General features: G+C 74.6%; 21 protein-coding genes and 1 riboswitch. Of the genes, 16 read left to right on the top strand and 5 right to left on the bottom strand.

The window, feature by feature from the left end:
• Nucleotides 1-192: 192 nt before the first annotated feature.
• From IEY93_RS29350 to IEY93_RS29340, 3 genes are all read left to right on the top strand, one after another.
• Complete coding sequence (locus tag IEY93_RS29350; RefSeq protein ID WP_189166385.1) at nt 193-801, top strand: molybdopterin-dependent oxidoreductase; 609 nt, start codon at nt 193-195, stop codon at nt 799-801.
• Between the two features lie 62 nt (nt 802-863).
• Nucleotides 864-2063: a histidine kinase gene (locus tag IEY93_RS29345; protein WP_189166384.1), complete on the top strand. Its 1200-nt coding sequence runs from the start codon at nt 864-866 to the stop codon at nt 2061-2063.
• Between the two features lie 72 nt (nt 2064-2135).
• The gene (locus tag IEY93_RS29340; protein WP_189166383.1) at nt 2136-3038 is read left to right on the top strand and encodes a LytR/AlgR family response regulator transcription factor; all 903 of its coding nucleotides are present in this window, start codon (nt 2136-2138) and stop codon (nt 3036-3038) included.
• Nucleotides 3039-3522: 484 nt separating this feature from the next.
• Here IEY93_RS29340 and IEY93_RS29335 read toward each other — a convergent pair whose 3' ends face one another.
• Nucleotides 3523-4380, bottom strand: coding sequence for a deoxyribonuclease IV (locus IEY93_RS29335; RefSeq protein WP_189166382.1), 858 nt, complete (start codon nt 4378-4380; stop codon nt 3523-3525).
• A 253-nt stretch (nt 4381-4633) separates the two neighbouring features.
• On the opposite strand from IEY93_RS29335, the gene uraD reads away from it, so the two are divergent.
• The 10 genes from uraD to IEY93_RS29285 all read left to right on the top strand — a co-directional run bounded on the left by uraD (nt 4634) and on the right by IEY93_RS29285 (nt 13862).
• Entirely contained in the window at nt 4634-5281 is a 648-nt protein-coding gene (gene uraD / locus IEY93_RS29330) for a 2-oxo-4-hydroxy-4-carboxy-5-ureidoimidazoline decarboxylase (protein WP_189166381.1), read from the top strand.
• 50 nt (nt 5282-5331) lie between these two features.
• On the top strand, nt 5332-5601 hold the full coding sequence (gene uraH, locus IEY93_RS29325; RefSeq protein WP_229691581.1) for a hydroxyisourate hydrolase: 270 nt from the start codon (nt 5332-5334) through the stop codon (nt 5599-5601).
• 2 nt (nt 5602-5603) lie between these two features.
• Complete coding sequence (gene pucL / locus IEY93_RS29320; RefSeq protein ID WP_189166379.1) at nt 5604-6488, top strand: factor-independent urate hydroxylase; 885 nt, start codon at nt 5604-5606, stop codon at nt 6486-6488.
• 32 nt (nt 6489-6520) lie between these two features.
• Nucleotides 6521-7390, top strand: a complete 870-nt coding sequence (locus IEY93_RS29315; RefSeq protein WP_189166378.1) for an FAD binding domain-containing protein — start codon at nt 6521-6523, stop codon at nt 7388-7390.
• On the top strand, nt 7390-7884 hold the full coding sequence (locus IEY93_RS29310; RefSeq protein ID WP_189166428.1) for a (2Fe-2S)-binding protein: 495 nt from the start codon (nt 7390-7392) through the stop codon (nt 7882-7884). The genes IEY93_RS29315 and IEY93_RS29310 overlap by 1 nt, the downstream gene beginning before the upstream one ends.
• A gap of 95 nt (nt 7885-7979) precedes the next feature.
• Nucleotides 7980-9467, top strand: coding sequence for an 8-oxoguanine deaminase (locus IEY93_RS29305; RefSeq protein ID WP_189166377.1), 1488 nt, complete (start codon nt 7980-7982; stop codon nt 9465-9467).
• Nucleotides 9468-9591: 124 nt separating this feature from the next.
• A complete protein-coding gene (locus IEY93_RS29300; RefSeq protein ID WP_189166376.1) occupies nt 9592-10737 on the top strand; it encodes a glycerate kinase in 1146 nt (381 codons plus the stop codon).
• Between the two features lie 316 nt (nt 10738-11053).
• Nucleotides 11054-12334, top strand: coding sequence for an allantoinase AllB (allB, locus tag IEY93_RS29295; protein ID WP_307837530.1), 1281 nt, complete (start codon nt 11054-11056; stop codon nt 12332-12334).
• A complete protein-coding gene (alc, locus tag IEY93_RS29290; protein WP_189166374.1) occupies nt 12331-13374 on the top strand; it encodes an allantoicase in 1044 nt (347 codons plus the stop codon). The genes allB and alc overlap by 4 nt, the downstream gene beginning before the upstream one ends.
• A gap of 47 nt (nt 13375-13421) precedes the next feature.
• On the top strand, nt 13422-13862 hold the full coding sequence (locus IEY93_RS29285) for a hypothetical protein (RefSeq protein ID WP_189166373.1): 441 nt from the start codon (nt 13422-13424) through the stop codon (nt 13860-13862).
• Between the two features lie 364 nt (nt 13863-14226).
• On the opposite strand, the gene pknB is transcribed toward IEY93_RS29285, so the two are convergent.
• The 4 genes from pknB to thiO all read right to left on the bottom strand — a co-directional run bounded on the left by pknB (nt 14227) and on the right by thiO (nt 18750).
• Nucleotides 14227-16140 (bottom strand): Stk1 family PASTA domain-containing Ser/Thr kinase, encoded by a 1914-nt coding sequence (gene pknB, locus IEY93_RS29280; protein ID WP_189166372.1) that lies wholly within the window; start codon nt 16138-16140, stop codon nt 14227-14229.
• A gap of 93 nt (nt 16141-16233) precedes the next feature.
• Nucleotides 16234-17046 carry a thiazole synthase gene (locus tag IEY93_RS29275; protein WP_203967845.1) on the bottom strand — a complete coding sequence of 271 codons (813 nt, stop codon included), beginning with the start codon at nt 17044-17046 and terminating at the stop codon, nt 16234-16236.
• A 100-nt stretch (nt 17047-17146) separates the two neighbouring features.
• Nucleotides 17147-17347 carry a sulfur carrier protein ThiS gene (gene thiS, locus IEY93_RS29270; protein WP_189166371.1) on the bottom strand — a complete coding sequence of 67 codons (201 nt, stop codon included), beginning with the start codon at nt 17345-17347 and terminating at the stop codon, nt 17147-17149.
• Nucleotides 17348-17493: 146 nt separating this feature from the next.
• Nucleotides 17494-18750, bottom strand: coding sequence for a glycine oxidase ThiO (gene thiO / locus IEY93_RS29265; RefSeq protein WP_189166370.1), 1257 nt, complete (start codon nt 18748-18750; stop codon nt 17494-17496).
• Nucleotides 18744-18856, bottom strand: a riboswitch (TPP riboswitch). Its footprint overlaps the gene before it by 7 nt.
• 170 nt (nt 18857-19026) lie before the next feature.
• Between thiO and IEY93_RS29260 the strand changes: the two genes are divergently transcribed.
• Genes IEY93_RS29260 through thiE form a run of 3 tightly spaced genes read left to right on the top strand, consistent with a single transcriptional unit; the run spans nt 19027 to nt 21235 of the window.
• Nucleotides 19027-20196 carry an NAD(P)/FAD-dependent oxidoreductase gene (locus IEY93_RS29260; RefSeq protein WP_189166369.1) on the top strand — a complete coding sequence of 390 codons (1170 nt, stop codon included), beginning with the start codon at nt 19027-19029 and terminating at the stop codon, nt 20194-20196.
• Between the two features lie 48 nt (nt 20197-20244).
• On the top strand, nt 20245-20619 hold the full coding sequence (locus IEY93_RS29255) for an Rv2175c family DNA-binding protein (protein ID WP_189166368.1): 375 nt from the start codon (nt 20245-20247) through the stop codon (nt 20617-20619).
• Nucleotides 20597-21235, top strand: a complete 639-nt coding sequence (gene thiE, locus IEY93_RS29250; protein WP_189166367.1) for a thiamine phosphate synthase — start codon at nt 20597-20599, stop codon at nt 21233-21235. The genes IEY93_RS29255 and thiE overlap by 23 nt, the downstream gene beginning before the upstream one ends.
• The last annotated feature ends 30 nt before the right edge of the window (nt 21236-21265 follow it).

The raw sequence follows: 21265 nt of genomic DNA, 5'->3' as shown, positions 1-21265 counted from the left end.
TCATCTCCGCGCCCGCGACGCCGCCCGCCGCCCGCGCCGGGGTGACCCCTGCCCCGGCGGCCCGGCCCCGCCTCGCCCGGATCGTGGCCGGCCGTGGCACGGAAAAGGGGGTACCCCGAGGCAGGGACGCGGTCACCGCGCTAACGGGGTGCCAATGACACGCGGTCAGGAGCGCGGTGGCAGGATTGCTGCGTGCCGGATCATACGGAGGAAGCTCGCCTGCCCCCCGGGCAGTACGTCCCGCGTGGCCACCCCGTCCTGCACTACGGACGGGTCCCGCAGTTCCGCCCGGAGCGCTGGAACCTGGCGGTGTTCGGCGCGACGGCGTCCGGGGAGGAGACCCGCTTCGCCTGGCCGGAGTTCTCCGCGCTGCCGCGCACCAGCGTCATCGCCGACTTCCACTGCGTCACCAAGTTCTCCATCATGGGCAGCGAGTGGGGCGGCGTCCCGGCCACCGTCCTGCTGGACCTGGTCCCGCCCGCTCCCGGCGTCGCCCACGTCATGATCTGGGGCGAGTACGGCTACAGCGCCAACATCCGCATGTCCGACTTCCAGCGCGACACCACCCTGTTCGCTCTCGAACTGGACGAGAAGCCGCTGACCGCCGAGCGCGGCCTGCCGGTGCGCATGGTCGTCCCCCACCTGTACGCGTGGAAGAGCGTCAAATGGGTGCGCGCGGTGGAGTACCTCCTCGCCGACCGCCGCGGGTTCTGGGAGGAGCGCGGCTACCACAACGTCGGCGACCCCTGGCGCGAGCAGCGGTACGCCTACCAGGAGGAGCCCGGCGAGGGCCCGGCCTGACGCGAGGCGTTCTCTCCGCGTTCGCCCACGCTCACCGACGGTGACCGATTACGGTTGCCCGCATGCTGCACACCGGGTGGGCGCTGCTGTGCGCCCTGAGCGGCCTTCTCGGGTACGGACTGGCCCGCCGTGGCCCCGGCGCGGGGCCCGGCGACCGTCCGGGGGACGCCCCCGAGGCCGCGTGCACGGCACTGCACACCGCCTCGGTCGCCGCTCCCTACCTGCGGGCCGGGCTCTCCCGCGACTCGGCCCGCAGGGCCGTCCGCCACCTGCGCGTCCTGGTCGGCGCCACGGCGCTCGTGGTCACCTCCACCGAGCAGATGCTCGCCTGGGACGGCGAGGGGGAGCCGCCCGGCGAAGACCACGTGCGCGATCTGCTCGCGCACGTCCACGGCATCCTGGCCGGCGGGCGGCCGCACGTGGTCGCCGGCGACGAGCTGTTCTGCGAGGCCGACGACTGCGCGATCAGCAGCGCCGTCGTGGTGCCGCTGACCGTCGACGGGCGGGTCATCGGCGCGCTCGCCGCCTACGACCCGCGGGTGAGCGCCACGCTGGTGCGCGCGGCGACCGAGGTCGGCAGGTGGGCGTCCGGGCAGCTCGAACTGGCCGAGCTGGACGCCGTCCGGCGCCGGGCGCTGCGGGCCGAGAGGCGGGCGCTGCGCGCGCAGATCTCCCCGCACTTCATCTGCAACTCACTGGCCACGATCGCCTCCTTCACCCGCAGCGAGCCCGACCGGGCCCGGGAGCTGCTGCTGGACTTCGCCGACTTCGCCCGGCACGCCCTGCGGCGCTCCGGAGACTTCACCACGCTGTCCGACGAGCTCACCTGCGTCGACCGCTACCTGCTGCTGGAGCGGGCCCGCTTCGGGGAGAAGCTCCGCTACGTCGTCGACGTCGTCCCGGAGGTCATGCCGGTGCCCGTGCCCTTCCTGTGCCTGCAGCCCCTGGTGGAGAACGCCATCACCCACGGCATCCGGCACGGCCGGGGCTCCGGCGAGGTGAGCGTCGTGGTGCGCGACGCCGGCGACGAGGTCCACATCACCGTCGGGGACGACGGCGCGGGCATGGAGCCCGAGCGGGTGCGCCGGCTGCTCACCGGCGAGCAGCCCAGCGGCGAGGGAGGAGGCATCGGCCTGGCCAACGTCGACGTCCGGCTGCGCCAGATCTACGGTCAGGAGTACGGGCTGGTGATCGACACCGCTCCGGACAAGGGCACGACCGTGCGCATGCGCGTACCGAAAACCCGGCGCAACCAGAGCTAATCGCATTCGGGTCACTACCGAATGTTGATAGAGGGCTTGCCTGAGCGGCGGTCCGGGCGGCAGCGTGTCCCCATGCTCCGTGTCTTGGCGGTCGACGACGAGGTGCACGCGCTGTCGGAACTGGCCCTGCTCCTGCGGCAGGACAGCCGCGTCGAGCAGGTCCTGACGGCCTCGGACGGCGTCACGGCCCTGCAGGACATGGTCGCGATGATCGGCGCGGGGGACCGGCTCGACGGCGTCTTCCTCGACATCCGCATGCCCGGCCTCGACGGCCTCAACCTCGCCAGGCTGGTCGCCGCGTTCCCGAACCCGCCCAAGCTGGTCTTCGTCACCGCGCACGACGACCGCGCGGTGCAGGCGTTCGAGCTGGAGGCCGTCGACTACCTGCTCAAGCCGCTGCGGCCCGAGCGGGTCGCCGAGGCCGTGCGCCGGCTGGAACAGGCCACCTATGGCCCGGCGGCGCCCGAGCCCGCGATGGACGACGTCATCCCGGTCGAGCTGAGCGGACGCACCAGCTTCGTCCACCAGCACACCGTGGCCTACGCCGAGGCCAGCGGCGACTACGTGCGCCTGCACACCGCCGACGGCACCCACCTGGTGCGCATGTCGCTGGCGGCCCTGGAGCGCCGCTGGGCGTCCTCGGGGTTCATCCGGATCCACCGCAGCACGCTGGTGTCGGCCCGGCACGTCACCGAGATGCGCTTCGACGAGGGCCGCATCGTGCTCCGCGTCGGCGAGACGACCCTGCCGGTGAGCCGCCGCCACAGCCGCCGCGTCCGCGACCAGCTCGTCCGGCAGTTCCGCGTCCCCCCGTCCCCGGCCTTCGGCCTCCCGGCCTGCCCCGCGCCGCCCGCGCCCGGCGCCGAGGCGTCCGAGGCCGGCGGCCAGGCCGCTCGCGCGCCCGGCACCGAGCCGGCCTCGGGCGAAGGGCCAGGGCACCGGGGCGCCCCGCCCGCGCAGCGGCCGGAGGGCTGAGCGGCGGGCGCGCGAGCCCCCGCGCCACCGTTCGTCGGCCCGGGCGCGCCGCTCGTCGCGCCGTGACGCTCCGCATATCGAGGACTACGCACCGCTCGGCGAGCGGAGCCGCAAGAGCCGGCACGACCGCGATGACCCAACGTAATGTCGTCCGCATCGAAGAGCCACTCTGCGTGACCGGGGGGGACACCGGCCCTGACAAGGGCGGACGGACCTTGGACACGCGGATCCCGATGGTGATCACCGGGTCCGGCGCGCCCACACGCGCCGCCGGTGACGCCGAAGGTCGCCGGGCCCTTACCGGGGGGTAGGGCCCGTCGGCCGGGCGGGGCGGGGTGTTCGCCGATCGGCCGCAAGGCCCCGCACGTGATCCGGCCCAAAGGGGGGCGGCCGGATCTCGTTGGCGAACGCCCCGCCCGTGCCCTGCTCGCCAGGGCCGCACGTCGTCCGGCCTGCCCGCGCCGCAAGGGCCGGACGGAGGCGTTCAGCCGGCCGCGGCGGTGACGGACTCGCGGAGCTTCTTCAGCAGCAGGATGTCCTCGCGGTGCTTGTCGGCCTTGCCGGGGGTCTCGATGCACAGCGGCACGCCCGCGGCCGCCGGGTGGCGCAGCAGATCGGCGAACGGCTCGGTGCCGATGTGCCCGGCCCCGATGTTCTCGTGGCGGTCGCGCTTGGAGCCGCACAGATCCTTGGAGTCGTTGGCGTGCACGAGCTTCAGCCGGCCCGGGGCGACGGCGTGCAGGGCGTCCAGCATCTCGGCCACGCCGCCCGGGGCGGCGAGGTCGTGCCCGGCGGAGAAGGCGTGGCAGGTGTCCAGGCAGATGTTCGCCCGCGGGTGGTGGTCCAGCGCGTCGAGGTAGGGGCCGAGGTCCTGCACGGTGGCGCACAGCATCTGCCCCTGGCCGGCCATCGGCTCCAGCAGCAGGTCGGGACCGTCCTCGGGGATCTCCTCCAGCAGCGGCAGCAGGTGCTCGTGGAGCTGCCGCAGCGCGGCGTCCTTCGACTGGCTCACCGCCGACCCGGTGTGCACGACCACGCCGAGCGCGCCGATCTCGGCGCCGCGCCGCAGCGCGTGCCGGACGCTCTCGGTGGACTTCTCCAGGGTGTCGGCGGTGGGCGAGCCCATGTTCACCAGATAGGGGGTGTGGAGGAACACCGGCACGCCGGACTCGCGCAGCGCGGCGTCCTCGGAGGGCTTGCCGTCGTTGAGCGCCCAGCCGCGCGGGTTGGTCACGAAGACCTGGACGACCTCGGCCTCGATCTCGGCCGCGTACCGCAGCCCGCCGGTGGCCAGACCGCCCGCGACCAGCACGTGGCCGCCGATGAGAGAGGTAACCGTCATGATGCTCCCAGCTTATGGGAGAGGCTCCGGTGCGTCTCGCGCCAGGTGGGCGGCGCGTCGGTCCGGGCGATGACGCCCCTGGGACGAGCGCCGCGCCGCACGCGGTGTGCCGCCACCTGGGCCGACGTCCGGGCGGGCAGGCCGGCCCGCCGCGGGCGTTGGAGCATGACACGAAAATTCATGACGATGCGTTGCCGCACTTGGGAGGTCCCGCCGCTGGACCCGGCCCGCCGGCGAGGGTTCACTAGCTGGCATGCCGAACGTCACGCCCGGCCGGCCCGGTCTTTCCGGGCTCAACGCGCTCAGCCCTCCTGAGGCCGAGCGGGAGTTGCTGAGTTGCTGCGCCGCCCCCGCGTTCGCCCGGCGGGTCGCCGGAGCGCGGCCGTTCGCCGACGCCGCCACGCTGGGCGCCGCCGTCCGGGAGGCCGTCCGCGGGCTGAGCTGGCCCGAGGTGCTGGAGGCGCTGTCCGCGCACCCGCGCATCGGCGACCGGCCGGCCGGGGAGGCCCGGGAGGCGTCCTGGTCCCGTGCCGAGCAGTCCGGTACGGCCGGGGCGGACCGCAAGGTGCTGGCGGGGCTGGCCGCGGGCAACGCCGAGTACGAGCGGCGCTTCGGCCACGTGTACCTGGTGTGCGCCACCGGCCTGTCCGCCCCGGAGATGCTCGACCGGCTGCGGGACCGGCTGGGCAACGACGAGGACGCCGAGCGCTCCGTGGTCCGAGAGGAACTCGCCGAGATCGCCGCGCTCCGTGCCCTGAAGCTCGCGAAGCTCGCGGAGCTCGCGGCCGGTGATGCTCCGGGAGGCGGCGGGCGCGGCGGTGGCGGCGGGGAGACCGAGAGCGGTGGGAGCGGCGGACCCGGTGCACACGGCCGGGGCGACGGAGACCGGGAGGGAATGTGAGCCTGTCCACCCATGTGCTGGACTCCAGCAGGGGCCGGCCGGCCGAGGGCATGACCGTCACCCTGTACCAGGGGGACCGGGTCGTCGGCAGTGGCGTGACCGACGACGACGGCCGGCTGGCGGAGTGGCTGCCCCCCGGTGAGCCGGGCAGGGGCGTGCACCGCCTGGTGTTCGACACCGGCGCCTACTTCGCCGCGAGCGGAGTGGTCGGCTTCTACCCCGAGGTCGTCGTCACGTTCGTCGTGGCCGACCCCGAGCAGCACTACCACGTCCCACTGCTGATCAGCCCGTTCGCCTACTCGACCTACCGGGGGAGCTGACGATGGCCATCGTGCTCGGGCCCAACCGTTACGGCAAGGCCGAGACCCGCGTCGTCCACGTCACCCGCGACGGCGAGGTCCACCACCTGAAGGACTGCAACGTCAGCGTCTCGCTCTCGGGAGAGATGGAGCAGGTGCACCGCAGCGGCGACAACGCCGCCGTGCTGCCCACCGACTCGCAGAAGAACACCGTCTACGCCTTCGCCAAGAAGCACGGCATCGGGGAGATCGAGGAGTTCGCCCTGCTGCTGGCCCGCCACTTCGTCGACTCCCAGCCCACGATCCACCACGCCAGGGTGGCGGTGGAGGAGTACGGCTGGGAGCGCCGGGGCCCGCACTCGTTCGCCCGCTCCGGGACCGAGGTGCGCACCTGCGTGGTCCACCACGACCGGGACGGCTCCTCCGCCGTCGTGTCCGGCCTGCGCGACCTGGTCGTGCTCAACTCCACCGGCTCGGAGTTCCACGGCTTCGTGCAGGACGAGTACACGACGCTGGCGCCGGCCACCGACCGCGTCCTGGCCACCGCCGTCACCGCCCGCTGGCGGCACGCCCCGTACGCCGGCCGCACCGGCTCCGGCGGCGAGCGCGACTACGGCCGCTCGTACGCCGAGGCGCGCGAGTGCCTGCTGGACGCCTTCGCCGGCACGCACAGCCTGTCGTTGCAGCAGACCCTCTTCGCGATGGGAGAGCGCGTGCTGCTCGCCCGCCCGGAGATCTGCGAGGTACGGCTGGAGCTGCCCAACAAGCACCACTTCCTGGTCGACCTCGCGCCGTTCGGCATGGACAACGACAACGAGGTGTACTTCGCGGCCGACCGGCCCTACGGCCTGATCGAGGGCGCCGTGCTCCGGGACGGCGCCCCGCCGGCCGGCCCGGCCTGGGACTGAGCGCGCCGGCCGCGACGAGGAGGACGCAACCGATGGACTTCCTGAGACCCGCCACCTGGGCCGAGGCGCTGGCCGCCAAGGCCGCCGACCCCACGGCCGTGCCCATCCAGGGCGGCACGGACGTCATGGTCGAGATCAACTTCGATGTACGCCGCCCGCCCGCGCTGCTCGACCTCACCGCGATCGGCGAGCTCGGCGACTGGGAGCTCACCGCTGACGGGCTGCTGCGGGTCGGGGCCGGCGTGCCGTACGCGCGGATCATCACCGAGCTGGGCGACCGGCTCCCCGGCCTCGCCCAGGCGTCCCGCACGGTGGGCTCGCCGCAGATCCGCAACCGCGGCACGGTCGGCGGCAACCTCGGCGCCGCCTCACCGGCGGGGGACGCCCACCCGCCGCTGCTCGCCTGCGACGCCGTCATCGAGGCCGAGTCCGCCGCCCGCGGCACCCGCATGATCCCGGCCACCGGGTTCTACCTGGGCGTCAAGCGCAACGCCCTCGAACCCGACGAGCTGATCCGCGCCGTGCACCTGCGCCCGGCCACCGGCCCCCAGTACTTCTCCAAGGTCGGCACTCGCAACGCGATGGTGATCGCCGTCTGCTCGTTCGCCCTGGCGCTGCACCCGGGCGAGCGCCGCCTCGGCGCCGCCGTCGGCTCGGCCGCGCCCACCCCGCTGCGCGCCCGCGCCGCCGAGGAGTTCGCCGCGCGCGAGTTCGACTGGTCCGGCGCGACGGCGCTCGACCCCGCGCTGCTCGCGCGGTTCGGCGAGCTGGCCGCCGAGGCCGCCTCGCCCATCGACGACGTGCGCGGCACCGCGGCCTACCGGCGCCACGCGATCGCGGTGCTCGCCCGCCGCACGCTCACATGGGCCTGGAACGACTACCGGGGAAAGGCGGCCGCGTGATGCGCGTGCACCTCACCGTCAACGGCAGGGACGAGACGGTCGACGGCGTCTGGGAGGGCGAGAGCCTGCTGTACGTGCTGCGGGAGCGCATGGGGCTGCCCGGCGCCAAGAACGCCTGCGAGCAGGGCGAGTGCGGCTCCTGCACGGTCTACCTCGACGGGCTGCCGGTGTGCGCCTGCCTGGTGGCCGCCGGTCAGGCCGACGGCCGCCGGGTGCGCACCGTCGAGGGGCTCGCCGACGGCGGCCGGCTGCACCCGATCCAGGAGGCGTTCGTCGAGTGCGGCGCCGTGCAGTGCGGCTTCTGCACCCCCGGCCTGCTCGTCCAGGCGCACGACCTGATCGAACGGGTCGGCGAGCCCAGCGACGCCGAGATCCGCGAGGCCCTGGCGGGCAACCTGTGCCGCTGCACGGGGTACGAGAAGATCCTCGACGCCGTGCGCCTGGCCGCCGCCCGCAGGGGCGCGGCCCGGACCGGCACCGAAGACCGCTCCTGATGACCGGGCTCGGCGGCGGAACGCGATGACCGTGACCGGGAGCGGGAACCCCGAGACCCGATGAGCGAGACCACGAGCGGAACGGAGCGCAGACCATGGGCGGCGGCGTGGCGCAGGGCGGGAGCACGGACGGGGACAGCGGGAACAACGGGAACAACGGGAACACGGCTGTGACCAGGAGCGCGGCGGGCGGCGGGCACGCGTCCGAGACGGTCATCGAGAACGTGGCGATCGCCCCGGTCACCGGTCCGGAGATCACCCGCGGGTACCTGCACGTCCGCGACGGCCGGGTCGTCGCGCTCGGTGAGGGCCCCGGCCCCGAGGCGCCGGGCGCGGAGCGCATCGACGGCACCGGCTGCCTGGCCACCCCCGGCCTGGTCAACACCCACCACCACCTGTACCAGTGGGCGTCCCAGGGCCTGGCCCAGGACGCGACACTGTTCGAGTGGCTCACCGCGCTCTACCGCGTCTGGGCGGCCATGGACGCCGAGGTGGTCAAGGGCGCCGCCACCGCCGGGCTCGGCTGGCTCGCCCTGTCGGGCTGCACCACGACCACCGACCACCACTACATCTTCCCCAAGGGCCGGGGCGACCTGTTCGCCGCCGAGATCGAGGCCGCCCGCGACATCGGCCTGCGCTTCCACCCCTGCCGCGGCTCGATGGACCGCGGCGCCTCACAGGGCGGCCTGCCGCCGGACGAGGTGGTGGAGAGCCTTCCGGAGATCCTCGCGGCCACGGCCGAGGCCATCGACGCCTACCACGACCCCTCGCCCGGATCGATGCTGCGGGTCGCCGTGGCCCCCTGCTCGCCGTTCTCGGTCAGCGCCGACCTGATGACCGAGGCCGCCGCGCTCGCCCGGGCCAAGGGGGTCCGCCTGCACACCCACCTGTGCGAGACCCTCGACGAGGAGGAGCACTGCCTGGAGCAGATGGGCTGCACGCCGGTCGACTACATGGAGAAGCTCGGCTGGCTCGGCCCGGACGTGTGGTTCGCCCATGCCGTCCACCTGCATGATCGCGACATCCAGCGCTTCGCGGCCACCGGCACCGGCTCGGCGCACTGCCCGAGCTCCAACGGCCGGCTCGGCGCGGGCATCGCCCGGGTCTCGGAGATGCTGCGGGAGGGGGCGGTCGTCGGGCTCGGCGTGGACGGCGCCGCCTCCAGCGAGCTCACCCCGCTCGGGGGTGAGATGCGGCAGGCGCTGCTGTTCCAGCGGGCCCGCTACGGCCCGGCCGCCCTCACCGCCCGGCAGGCCCTGGAGATCGCCACCCTCGGCGGCGCCCGTTGCCTGGGACGCGCCGACGAGATCGGCTCGCTGGAGCCGGGCAAGCTGGCCGACATCGTGCTGTGGCGGGTGGACGGGTACGCCGCGGCCGTGGACGACCCCGTGTGCGCGCTGGTCTTCGGCGCGCAGCCGCCCGTGGCCCGGGTGCTCGTCGCCGGGCGCACCGTGGTGGCCGACGGCGAGCTGCGCTCGGTGCCGCACGACGCCGCCGGCCGGGCCGGCGCGGACGCGCACCGCCGCCTGCTCCGCCTGGCCGCCGACCGCGGCATCGCCGTCCGCCCGTGGGGCCGGTCGTGATCGCCGGCCGCGCGCCGTGGAAGATTCTCCTGGGGACGCCGCGGCCGCCCGGGCACGCCCGGGAGCGGCCATGGCGCGGCTCCCCGGGCGAGGTCGGGACAGGTGGAGTGGAGGTCGCCGGGTGATGTCGGGACATGTGCTGGTCGCGCCGGACAAGTTCAAAGGATCTCTCAGCGCCGTCGAGGTGGCCGGGCGCGTGGCCGCCGGGCTGCGCGCCGCCCATCCGGAGGTCGAGGTGGTCACCATGCCGGTGGCCGACGGCGGGGACGGCACGGTCGAGGCCGCCGTCGCCTGCGGGTTCCGGCGGGCCGAGACCGTCGCCGCCGGGCCCACCGGCGAGCCGGTGCGCGCGGCCTACGCCCTGCGAGGCGACGTCGCCGTGGTCGAGCTGGCCGAGGCCTCCGGCCTGCACCGGCTCACCGGAGGCCGGCTCGCCCCGCTCACCGCGACCAGCCACGGCACCGGCGACCTGATCGCGGCGGCGCTGCGCCACCGCCCCCGGCAGATCGTGCTCGGCCTGGGCGGCAGCGCCTGCACCGACGGCGGCTCGGGCATGGTGCGCGCCCTCGGCGTGCGCCTGCTCGACGCCCGCGGCCGCGAACTGCCCCCCGGCGGGGGAGCATTGACCGACCTGCGCACCCTGGACCTGTCCGGCTTCACCCGGCCGGCCGGCACCGCGTTCGTCGTGGCCAGCGACGTGGACAACCCCCTGCTCGGCCCGGACGGCGCCGCCGCCGTGTACGGCCCGCAGAAGGGCGCCGGGCCGGACGAGCTGCCCCGGCTGGAGGAGGGGCTGGCCCACTGGGCGGACGTCGCCGAGCGCGAGCTGGGCGTGCGCCTGCGCGACGCCCCGGGTGCCGGGGCGGCGGGCGGCGTCGGGTTCGCCGCGCTGGCCTTCCTCGGCGCGCGGGTCCGGCCGGGCATCGGCCTGCTGCTGGACCTGCTCGGCTTCGCCGACCGGCTCGCCGGCGCCCGCCTGGTGGTGACCGGGGAGGGGTCGCTCGACGAGCAGACGCTGCGCGGCAAGGCCCCGGCCGGGGTCGCCGAGGCGGCCGGCCGCGCCGGGGTGCCGGTCGTCGCCGTCTGCGGCCGGCGGACCCTCACCGGCGAGCAGTTGCGCGCGGCGGGCATCCAGGCGGCGTTCGCGCTGACCGACATCGAGGCGGACGTGCGCCGCTGCATGGCCGAGGCCGGCCCGCTGCTGGAACGGCTCGCCGCCACACTCGTCGCCGACCGGCTCCCGGAGGTGCCCGCCCATGTCCGCGACTGACCCCGCCCGCCCGACCGCGCCGGGGCCCGCGCAGGCCTCCTCGGCCCCCGGTGGCCCGCCTTTCCCCGCGGAGCGTCCTGCCGTTCCCTCTCGTACGGACGGCGCTGCGCACTCCCAGCCGGACGGCCCCACTCACCCCGGTGTGGAGGGCCCCGCTCTCCTCGCCGCCGACAGTCCCGGATCCGTGCCTGCTCCGCGCCTTGCGGCTTCGCGCGCGCGGGGCCTAGGGCCCTCCCGTACCGACGGCTCCGAGGCCGCACCGGCCGGTGGGCGGCAACCCGGTGATCCGCACCTCGAGGCGGGGCCGTTCGACCTGGTGGTGCGGTCGCGGCGGGTCGTGCTCCCCGGTGGGGAGCGGGCGCTGGCGGTGGCCGTCCGGGACGGGGTGATCGCGGCCCTGCTGCCCTACGACGCCGAGGCGAGCGCCGCGGAGCGGGTGGACCTCGGGCAGGTGTGCCTGCTGCCCGGCCTGGTGGACAGCCATGTGCACGTCAACGAGCCGGGCCGTACCCACTGGGAGGGCTTCGCCACGGCGACCAGGGCGGCGGCGGCCGGCGGCGTCACCACGATCATCGACATGCCGCTGAACTCCCTGCCGCCCACCGTGGACGTCGCGGCCCTGGCGGTCAAGCGGGCCGCGGCGGCCGGGAAGTGCGCCGTCGACGTCGGCTTCTGGGGCGGCGCCATCCCCGGCAACGCCGCGGAGCTGCGGCCGCTGCACGAGGCGGGCGTGTACGGGTTCAAGTGCTTCCTGTCGCCCTCGGGCGTGGAGGAGTTCCCGCCGCTGGACGAGACGGGGCTGCGCGCGGCGATGCGCGAGCTGGCCGCGTTCGACGGGCTCATGGTGGTGCACGCCGAGGACCCCGCACTGCTCACCGACCCGGTCGGTCCGACATATCGCCAATTTCTGGACTCGCGGCCTGGGGAGGCCGAGCGGCGGGCCGTCGAGCGGGTCATCGCCGCCGCCCGCGACACCGGAGCCCGCGCGCACATCCTGCACGTGTCGGCCGCCGCCTGCCTGGAGCCGCTGGAGGCCGCGCAGCGCGACGGCGTGCGGGTCAGCGCCGAGACCTGCCCGCACTACCTGACCCTCACCGCCGGCCAGGTGCGCGGCCCCGAGTTCAAGTGCTGCCCGCCCATCAGAGACGAGGGCAACCGCGACGAGCTGTGGCAGGGGCTCGCGGCCGGCGTGCTGACCTGCGTCGTCTCCGACCACTCGCCCTCCACGCCCGACCTGAAGACGCCCGACTTCGCCACCGCCTGGGGCGGGATCTCCTCACTCCAGGTCGGCCTGCCCGCCATCTGGACCGAGGCCCGCGAGCGCGGGCACCCCCTGACCCGGGTGACCGAGTGGATGGCGCGGGGGCCGGCGGCGCTCGCGGGCCTGCCGGCCAAGGGCCGCATCGCCGTGGGTGCCGACGCCGACCTGGTCGCCTTCGACGACACCGCCGCGTTCACCGTGGACGCCGCCGAGCTGCGCCACCGCAACCCGCTCACCCCCTACCACGGCCGCACGCTGACCGGGGTGGTCGGCGCCACGTGGCTGCGCGGCAGGCCCGTCACCGACTCCACCCCGCCCTTCGGAGCCCTCCTGTGACCCTCCGCCCGCCGCACGGCCCGGTACGCGACCCGGCAGGGACCCCGGCGCGGAACGGGTCCGCGGACCCGGCCCGGCTCCCCGATCTGGCGCTGCGCTCGTACGGCGGGTCGGTGCTCGCCGCCAGCGACGAGTCCTTCGCCGAGCGCCAGGCGCTGATCAGGCCCGGCAGGCCCGCCTTCCAGCCCGGGACGTTCGGGCCGCGCGGGCAGGTGTACGACGGCTGGGAGACCCGCCGCCGGCGCGACCCCGGGCACGACTGGGCGATCGTCCGGCTCGGCATGCCGGGCGTCATCAGGGGCGTGGTGGTGGACACCGCCTGGTTCACCGGCAACTACCCGCCGCACGCCTGGGTCGAGGCGTGCGAGATGGCGGGCCATCCCTCGGTGGCCGAGCTGACCGCGGCCGCCTGGACCGAGATCGTGCCGAAGAGCCCGCTGACCGGCGACAGCGAGCACTTCTTCGCGGTGCCCGGCGGCCGGCGGTACACGCACGTCCGGCTCAACATCCACCCGGACGGCGGCGTGGCGCGGCTGCGGGTGCACGGCGAGGTGGTGCCCGACCGCGCGCTGTGGGCCGACATGCCGGTGGACCTCGCGGCCCTGGAGAACGGCGCGCTGGTCACCGCCTGCTCGGACGAGTTCTACTCCTCGCCGCTCAACGTCATCGCCCCCGGCCTGCCCCGCCACCAGGCCGAGGGCTGGGAGACCGCCCGCCGGCGGGACGGCGGCCACGACTGGCTGGTCGTGCGGCTCGCCGCCCCCGGGGTGATCCGCCTCGCCGAGCTCGACACCGCCAACCTCGTCTACAACGCGCCCGGCGCCGCGGCCCTGCACGGCGCGGACGCGCGCGGCGGCGGCACGCCGGGGGAGGACGCCGAGTGGTTCGACCTGCTGTCCCGCACCGCGTTGCAGCCCGACACCCGCCACCGTTTCCGGCTCACCGGGGAGCGGGTGGTCACTCATGTGCGCCTGGCCATCCACCCGGACGGCGGCATGGGACGGCTCCGGCTCTACGGCACCCCCGCCCCGCCCGGCTGAGGCGGGCAACCCTTGCGCGGCTTCAAGGGTTTGGGCATGCTCGGGCCATGGAACGCGTGCGGTCGCCGCGCGACCATGAGCTGCTCGTGGCCGCCAGACACATCGCCGTCGCCCTCGGGTACACCGCCGCCGACGTCACCGGGCTCGCGGTCGAGCTGGGTGGGCTGGGCCGCCGCGACTGGCCCACCGCCGACCTGCTGCTGATCGCCCTGGCCGAGCTGGCGCGCCGCGAGCCGGGCCGTGCGGACCTGGTGGGCGCGGTCGAGGCGGGCGAGATCCTCGGTGTCTCCCGCGCGCGCGTGCACCAGCTCGCCGAGCGGCCCGACTTCCCGGCGCCCCGTTATGTGCTGGCCGCGGGCAAGCTCTGGGATCGGGCCGACATCGCCGCCTTCGGCGCCCGCTGGCGCCGCCGTCCGGGCCGTCCCCGCAAACCCGGCACCGGCGCCGACCCGCGACTCCCCCCGGCCCCGGACGACCCGGACCCCTGACCGGTCCCGTCCGGCCCATCGGGGGCCAGGTCGGGGAGCCGTTCCCGAGTCCGTCGCCATGGTGCGCTCGGCGTACACCTCAGGGCCGGTGGCCGCCGGCGTGTCGCCGGCGCGAGGCGGCGCTGTCGAGGTGCCACGCCACCCACCGCTCGCCGCAACGCCGGTAGACCGGCCACGCCGCGACATGGGCACGTTCTCCCGAGAGTGCGCACGCGTCGGCCGGCGTCCCGATCCCGGGGCCGATCAGCGCCGGCGGATCGGGACGCCGTGCCGAGGATCGCCGGCGAGGACGCATGCCGTCCCCGCCGGCCTGCGAGATCCCGCTGCGACGCCCTCCATGAGGGCGATCACGGGTCAGCGGCGGTCAGTGCCAGATGGTGACGCGGGTGCCGGCCGGGGCCTGGCCGAGGGGGTTCTCCGCGACCACCGCACCGGTCCCGGCGATCTTGCGGACCCGGACCCGGAAGCCCGCGGTGCGCAGCTCGCTCACGGCGTCGGTGACCTTCTTGAAGCGGACGTCCGGGATGGGCACCAGGGCCTGGCCGGGCTGGGCGTTGTCCGGGTTCTCCCAGGGCCAGTGGAAGCCGGTGTCGGGTCCCTTGGAGCAGGTGAGCTGCACCGCCTGCCCGGCCGTCACCTCGGCGCGGGCCGCGGGGACCTGCGCGATGATCGTGTTGGGCTGGGCCTGGTCGGTCTGCTGGACGACCGTCGGGTTGAAGCCCTTCTGCCGCAGGAAGGCGTCGGCCTGGTCGCACTGCATCTCGCTGACGTCGGGCATCAGCAGCCCGGCGCTGAGCACGAGCTGCACCTTGCTGCCCTCGCGGAGCCTGGTGCCCACGGCCGGGCTGGTGCGCATCACCAGACCACGCTGGACGGTGTCGCTCGGCACCCGGCTCACGCTGCCCGGCGTGAGACCGACCTCGGAGATCTTGGCCCGCGCGTCGCCCTCGGAGAGGTTGACCACGTTCGGCACCGGGACCTTCACCGGCCCGGAGGACGGGATGAGGGTGATGACGGCGTCCTTCAGCACCTCTTTGCCCGGCTCGGGGTCACTGCGCAGCACCTTGTCCTCGGCGAGCTTGTCGTCGTGCTCGGCCGGGCCGATCTTGACGGTGAAGCCCTGCTTCTCGGCCTGCGCCTTGGCCAGCGCGACGTTGAGGCCGAGCAGTTCGGGGACCTTGGTGTACCGGCCCTCGGAGAACCACCAGCCGGTGCCGGCGATCGCGGCGACCATGACGACCGCCAGCGCGGCCAGGAACCAGACGGGCCGCACGCCGCGGCGCCTGGCGGGCGCGGGCGGGGCGATCTCGGGGGCGGCCAGCATCTCGGTGCGTGAGGCGACCATCGTCGGGTTGGCGGGCGGGGCGCCGAACCCGCGGGGCATGGAGGGCGACGTCGCGCCGGGAAGCGGGCGCTGCGGCGTGGAGTCGTGCGGCATCACCCGGTGGGTCTCGACGGCGGCGACGAGCATCGCGGTCGCGTCGGTCGGCCGGCGCGCGGGGTCGCGGTCGGTCGCCGCCAGCACCAGCGCGTCGAGCGCGGCCGGGACGCCCGGCACGAGCGTCGACGGCGCGGGCACCCGGTCGTGGACGTGGCGGTAGGCCACCGACATGGGGCTCTCGCCCAGGTAGGGCTGCTGCCCGGTCAGCAGCTCGAACAGCATCACCCCAGCGGCGTACACGTCGCTGCGCGTGTCGGCCACCCCAGAGGTGACCTGCTCGGGCGACATGTACGCGATAGTGCCGATCATGACACCGGTCTTGGTCTGGTTGCCCGCGTCGATGGCGCGGGCCAGCCCGAAATCGGCCACCTTGACCCGGCCGTCGTCGCTGAGCAGGACGTTCTCCGGCTTGACGTCCCGGTGCACCATGCCGGTCTGATGCGCGGCGCCGAGGGCGGCCAGCACCGGGATCATGATCTCCAGGGCCTCGCGCGCGGGCAGGCGGCCGCGCTCGCGCAGCACGTCGCGCATGGTGCGCCCGGGGACGTACTCCATCGACAGATAGACGTTGCCGGCGTCGGCGCCCTGGTCGAAGACATGGACGACGTTCGGGTGCGACAGGCTGGCCACGGACTTGGCCTCGCCGATGAAACGCCGCACGAAATCGGGGTCCTCGGCGAGCGAGGGGTGCATGACCTTCAGGGCGACCGTGCGGTCGAGCCGGACGTCCAGCGCGAGGTAGACGGCGGCCATGCCGCCCCGGGCGATCCGGGACTCGACCCGATAACGCCCGTCCAGCAGCCGCCCTAGAAGGGGGTCCGCAACCGTCGTGTCCACGGGAGTGAGTTTACGGGCGGTTTGCCAGGCCGAGGGCAAGCACATCCCAAACCGATGCCGACATGTTCTCCCGTCCCGAAGGGCTCGTCGTTGTCACCTGGCACCGGGCTCGATCGCCGGTGAAGAGGCCTCAGCGTACCGCCGGCGAGGGATCCGACCGGCGAGGCGCGCCATGCGACCTGCGATGACGGCCTCGCGCATCGCCGTCGCCATCAGCCCGGGCCGCCGCGCGCGGGTGACCGCGCTGGCGAGCAGGACCGCGTCGCATCCTAGCTCCATCGCCAGCGCGGCGTCGCTCGCCGTGCCGATGCCGGCGTCCAGGATCACCGGGACGCCCGCGGCCTCCACGATGAGCTCGATGTTGTGCGGGTTGCGGATGCCGAGGCCGGAGCCGATGGGGGAGCCGAGCGGCATGACCGCCGCGCATCCGGCCTGCTCCAGCCGCCGGGCGAGGGCCGGGTCGTCCCCGATGTAGGGCAGCACGACGAACCCGTCGGCGACCAGTCGCTCGGCGGCGTCGAACGTCTCGATGGGATCGGGGAGCAGGGTCCGCTCGTCGCTGATGACCTCCAGCTTCACCCAGTTCGTGCCGAGCGCCTCGCGGGCCAGGCGGGCGGTGAGCACGGCCTCGCCGGCCGTGTAGCAGCCGGCCGTGTTCGGCAGCACCCTGATGCCGCGGGCGCGCAGCACGTCGAGCACCGATCCGCGTGCGGCGGGGTCCAGCCGGCGCATGGCCACCGTCGTGAGTTCGGTGCCGGACGCGTCCAGTGCCCGGTCCAGGACGTCCAGCGACGGCGCGCCCCCGGTGCCCATGATCAGCCGGGAGGTGAACTTCTCGCCGGCGACGACCAGCACGTCGCCGTCGAGGCCGGTGTCCCATCCCTGCGCCGTCCCGTCCCCGGTCATCGCGTCTTCTCCGCTCGTGCCGTACCCGGTCACCCCGCGCTCCTTCCTCATGTCCTGCCCGCCCTGTGCCTGCCCGCTCCGTGCCGGGGTCGTGTCGCGGTCAGCCACCCTGCACCGCCGTCAGCACCTCGACGCGGTCGTGCTCCGACAGCGGGGTCGAGTCCCAGGCGCCGCGCCGCACCACCTCGTCGTTCACCGCCACCGCGACGCCCGCGACGGCCGAGGTCAGCTCCTGTACGGCCCGCCGCACCGTCGCGTCGGCGGGCAGGTCGTGCGGGACTCCGTTGATCAAGACGTTCATCGGCGTTCCGGGGCGGGGGAGCCCTGGCCGCATCGCCAGGGGCGCGGGCCCCGTTCCTCCTTCGTTCGAGCTGCGTTCGGGTCGGTTCGAGGTTCGTGCGGGCGTTCGAGGGGGGGAGAGGAGGGGCGGGACGGTGCCCCGAGTGGTCAGGAGAAACGCGACGGGGCACAGAGCGCGGCCAGCGGCGCGAGGCCGTCAGGCCACGCGTGATCCGCGGGCTGTGCCGGCCATGTGGGCTTCGCGGGCTCCGCCCGCTCCGCGGGCGTTGTGCGCTCCATGGACCGCGCGGGGCCGGGGCCGAAGGCCGCGGTGGCCAGGTCCGCGGTGAGCGGGGCCAGCAGGACGCCGCCGCGGTGGTGGCCGGTCGCCAGGACCAGCCCGTCCAGGCCGCTCGGCCCGATGACCGGCAGGTTGTCCGGCGTCCCCGGGCGCAGCCCCGCCGACACGTCGGCGACTTCCAGCTCGGTGATGCCGGGCACCAGCTCACGGGCGTCGCGCAGCAACTCCCACAGGGCCCCGGCGGTCACCCGTGTGTCGAACCCCATCTCCTCCTGCGTGGCGCCGAGGACGATCTCGCCGTCGCCGCGCGGCACCAGGTAGGCACGTGAGCCGTGCACCATGCCGCGCACGCACCGGGTAAGGAGGCCCGGCGCGCCCCGCAGCCGCATGATCTGCCCCTTCACCGGCCGCACCGGCGGGAGCGCCTCCGGCGGCAGGCCGTCCAGCGAGCCCGACCAGGCCCCGGCGGCCAGCACCACGAGGCCGGCCCAGAACGTCGCGCCGGACGCGCACCGCACGCCGGTCACCGTCCGGTCGGTGGTGACCAGCCCGGTCACCCGGTCGGTCACGATCTGTACGCCGCGGCGGGCCAGGGCGGCGAGCAGGGCGGCCGTCACCCGGCGCGGGTCGACCCAGGCATCGCCCGAGGCCAGGATGCCGCCGCGCACACCGGGGGCGAGCATCGGCTCCGCCCGGCGGCACTCGCGCCCGGTGAGGCGCTCGACGGGCAGGGAGAGCTTCTCCAGGAAGCCGGCCATCTCCTCCAGCGCCACCAGGTCGTCGGCGGTGAAGGCCACGTCGAGCGTGCCGTCGGTGCGGTGGTCGACGTCCATGCCGGCCTCCTCCGACAGCTCGGCCGCGAACGCCGGCCAGCGGGCCAGCGAGGCCAGGCCCAGCCGCAGCAGGGGCTCCTCGGTGTAGGTCACCTCGCTCACCGGGGCGAGCATGCCCGCCGCCGCGTGCGAGGCGCCCGACCCGGGCGCCGGGTCGATGACGATGACGCCGCGGCCCTCGCGCGCGGCCCGCCAGGCGATCGACAGGCCGATGACGCCGCCGCCCACCACGACCAGGTCGGCACCGCCGCTGCCGCCGCCGGAGGGCGCCGTCGCGTGTGGTGAGTCCATGGAGATCCGCTCCCTTCGCCGGCATGATCCGGATCAGGTTCCTGGCGGTCGAGGGCCGCGAGCCCTCCTCTCAGCCCGGTTCCGCCGGGCTCCCGCGCGTACTGTCCACCCAAGGGTATTCCCGCCCGGAAGTGTCCGCGGACCCGGGCATTCCTCCCCGGGTACGGCTTGCGCTACCGCATGAGCAGTCTCATTACTGGCCGTATGGGTTAGTGAGCTAATTTGTTACCAAATCGCCGTTGGCGAGTTACCATCCTCGCCGCTTAGGGTCAAGTTGTGAATCATGTCGTGGTGGTGGGAGCCGGACTGGCCGGCGTGCGGAGTGTCGAGGCTCTACGGGCGCGCGGATACCGAGGGCGCGTCACCCTGATCGGGGAGGAGGCCCATCGTCCGTATGACCGGCCTCCCCTGTCCAAGGCGGTGTTGCTGGGCGATCTGGACTCCACCGAGGTGGACTCCGACCTCGGCGCGCTCAACATCGATGTGCGCACCGACGTCTCCGCCAAGGGCCTGCGCGAGGGCACCGTGGAGACCACCGAGGGCGAGCTGGAGTACGAGGGCCTGGTGATCGCCACCGGCGCCTCTCCGATCCGGCTGCGCGGCGAGGGCCCGCAGTACGTGCTGCGCACCATCGATGACGCGCTCGCCCTGCGCGCCGCGCTGGTGCCCGGTGCCCGTGTCGTCGTCGTGGGCGCGGGCTGGATCGGCGCCGAGGTCGCCACCGCCGCCCAGCGCGCCGGCTGCCGGGTGACCGTCGTCGAGGCCGCGGCCGCCCCGCTCAGCGCGGCCCTCGGCCCCGAGGTCGGCGCCTGCACCGCCCCCTGGTACGCCGAGGCGGGCATCGAACTGCTGCTCGGCACCATGGTCGGCTCGGTCGACCCCGGCGGCCTCACCATGATGGACGGCTCGTGGATCCCCGCCGACGTCGTCGTGACCGGCATCGGCGTGCGTCCCAACGTCGCGTGGCTGGCCGGCTCGGGCCTCGAACTGGACAACGGCGTCGTCGTCGACGAGCGGCTGCGCACCTCGATGGACCGCGTGGTGGCGGCGGGCGACTGCGCGGCCTGGTGGTCGCGCCGCTTCGGGCGCCGCATGCGCGTGGAGCACTGGGACACCGCGCTGAACGCGCCCGAGACCGCCGTGGCCAGCCTCCTCGGCGACTGCGCGATCTACGACCCGGTGCCCTACTTCTGGTCGGAGCAGTTCGGCCGCATGGTCCAGTACGCCGGAAACCACGAGGGCGCCCGGCTGGTCATGCGCGGAGACCCCGGCGCCGGCCGCAAGTGGGCGGCGTTCTGGCTCACCGAGGACGACCGGCTGGCCGCCATCCTCACCGTCGACCGTCCCCGTGACCTGGTACAGGGCCGCCGCATCGTCGAAGGAGGGCAAAGACTTGACGTCGATCGCGCGATGGACCCCTCGATACCCTTGCGCGACTGCCTGTGACCCCTGCCGGGTGTTTGAGAACTCGCGCGACGTGGTAGTTGTGGTGGCGTGACGCTTTCTGTTGCGCAGATCGACCGGGAAACCGACCAGCTCGTAGGGGAATGGCTTCCCCTCACCGAAGTGGGCCGGCGGCTCGGGCTCAGCATCGGCCGGGCCAAGCAGCTTCTCAAGGACAAGAAGCTGATCGGCGTCCGCCGTGGCGGACCCGAGCCGGAGGTTCCCGCGAAGTTCATCGCAGGTAACGATGTGGTGAAGGGCCTGCCAGGCACACTCACCGTCCTGTCCGACTCGGGGTACGACGACGTCGCGGCCCTGCGCTGGTTGTTCACCGCCGACGACTCCCTGCCGGGAGCGCCGGTCGACGCGATCCTCGCAGGTCGGCACACCGAGGTGAAGCGGCGTGCCCAAGCGCTCGCTTTCTGACGCGCGGCTCTACCTCTGCACCGATGGACGCCGCCGCCAGGGCGACCTGCCGTCCTTTCTGGACGCCGTCCTGGCGAACGGCGTGGACATCGTCCAGCTCCGCGAGAAGGGCCTTGAGGCCCGCGAGGAGCTGGACCTGCTGGAGGTCTTCCGCGCGGCCTGCGACCGGCACGGAGCCCTGCTCGCGGTCAACGACCGGGCCGACATCGCCTACGCGGCCCGGCCCGACGTGCTGCACCTCGGCCAGGACGACCTGCCCGTGGCGGTCGCGCGCGACATCCTCGGGCCCGATGTCCTGATCGGCCGCTCCACCCACAGCGAGGCCGAGGCCTCCGCCGCGGCGCAGGAGGAGGGGGTCGACTACTTCTGCTGCGGTCCGATCTGGCCGACGCCCACCAAACCGGGCCGTTTCGCGCCCGGCCCCGAGCTGCTCAAGCACGCCGCGGGCCTGCCGGGCGACCGGCCGTGGTTCGGCATCGGCGGCATCGACCTGGGCAATCTGGACGACGTCCTGTCCTACGGGGCGACCCGCGTCGTGGTGGTGCGCGCCATCACCGAGGCCGAGGACCCCGGCGCCGCCGCGGCGGAGTTCGCCCGCCGCCTGGCTCCCGCCTGACGCGTCCTGGCTCGTTCCACCGCCCGCCCG

Source organism: Sphaerisporangium melleum (genome assembly GCF_014646695.1).
GTDB lineage: Bacteria > Actinomycetota > Actinomycetes > Streptosporangiales > Streptosporangiaceae > Sphaerisporangium > Sphaerisporangium melleum.
The sequence above is the reverse complement of the archived record's forward strand: the minus strand, read 5'-3'. Positions and strand labels throughout refer to the sequence as shown.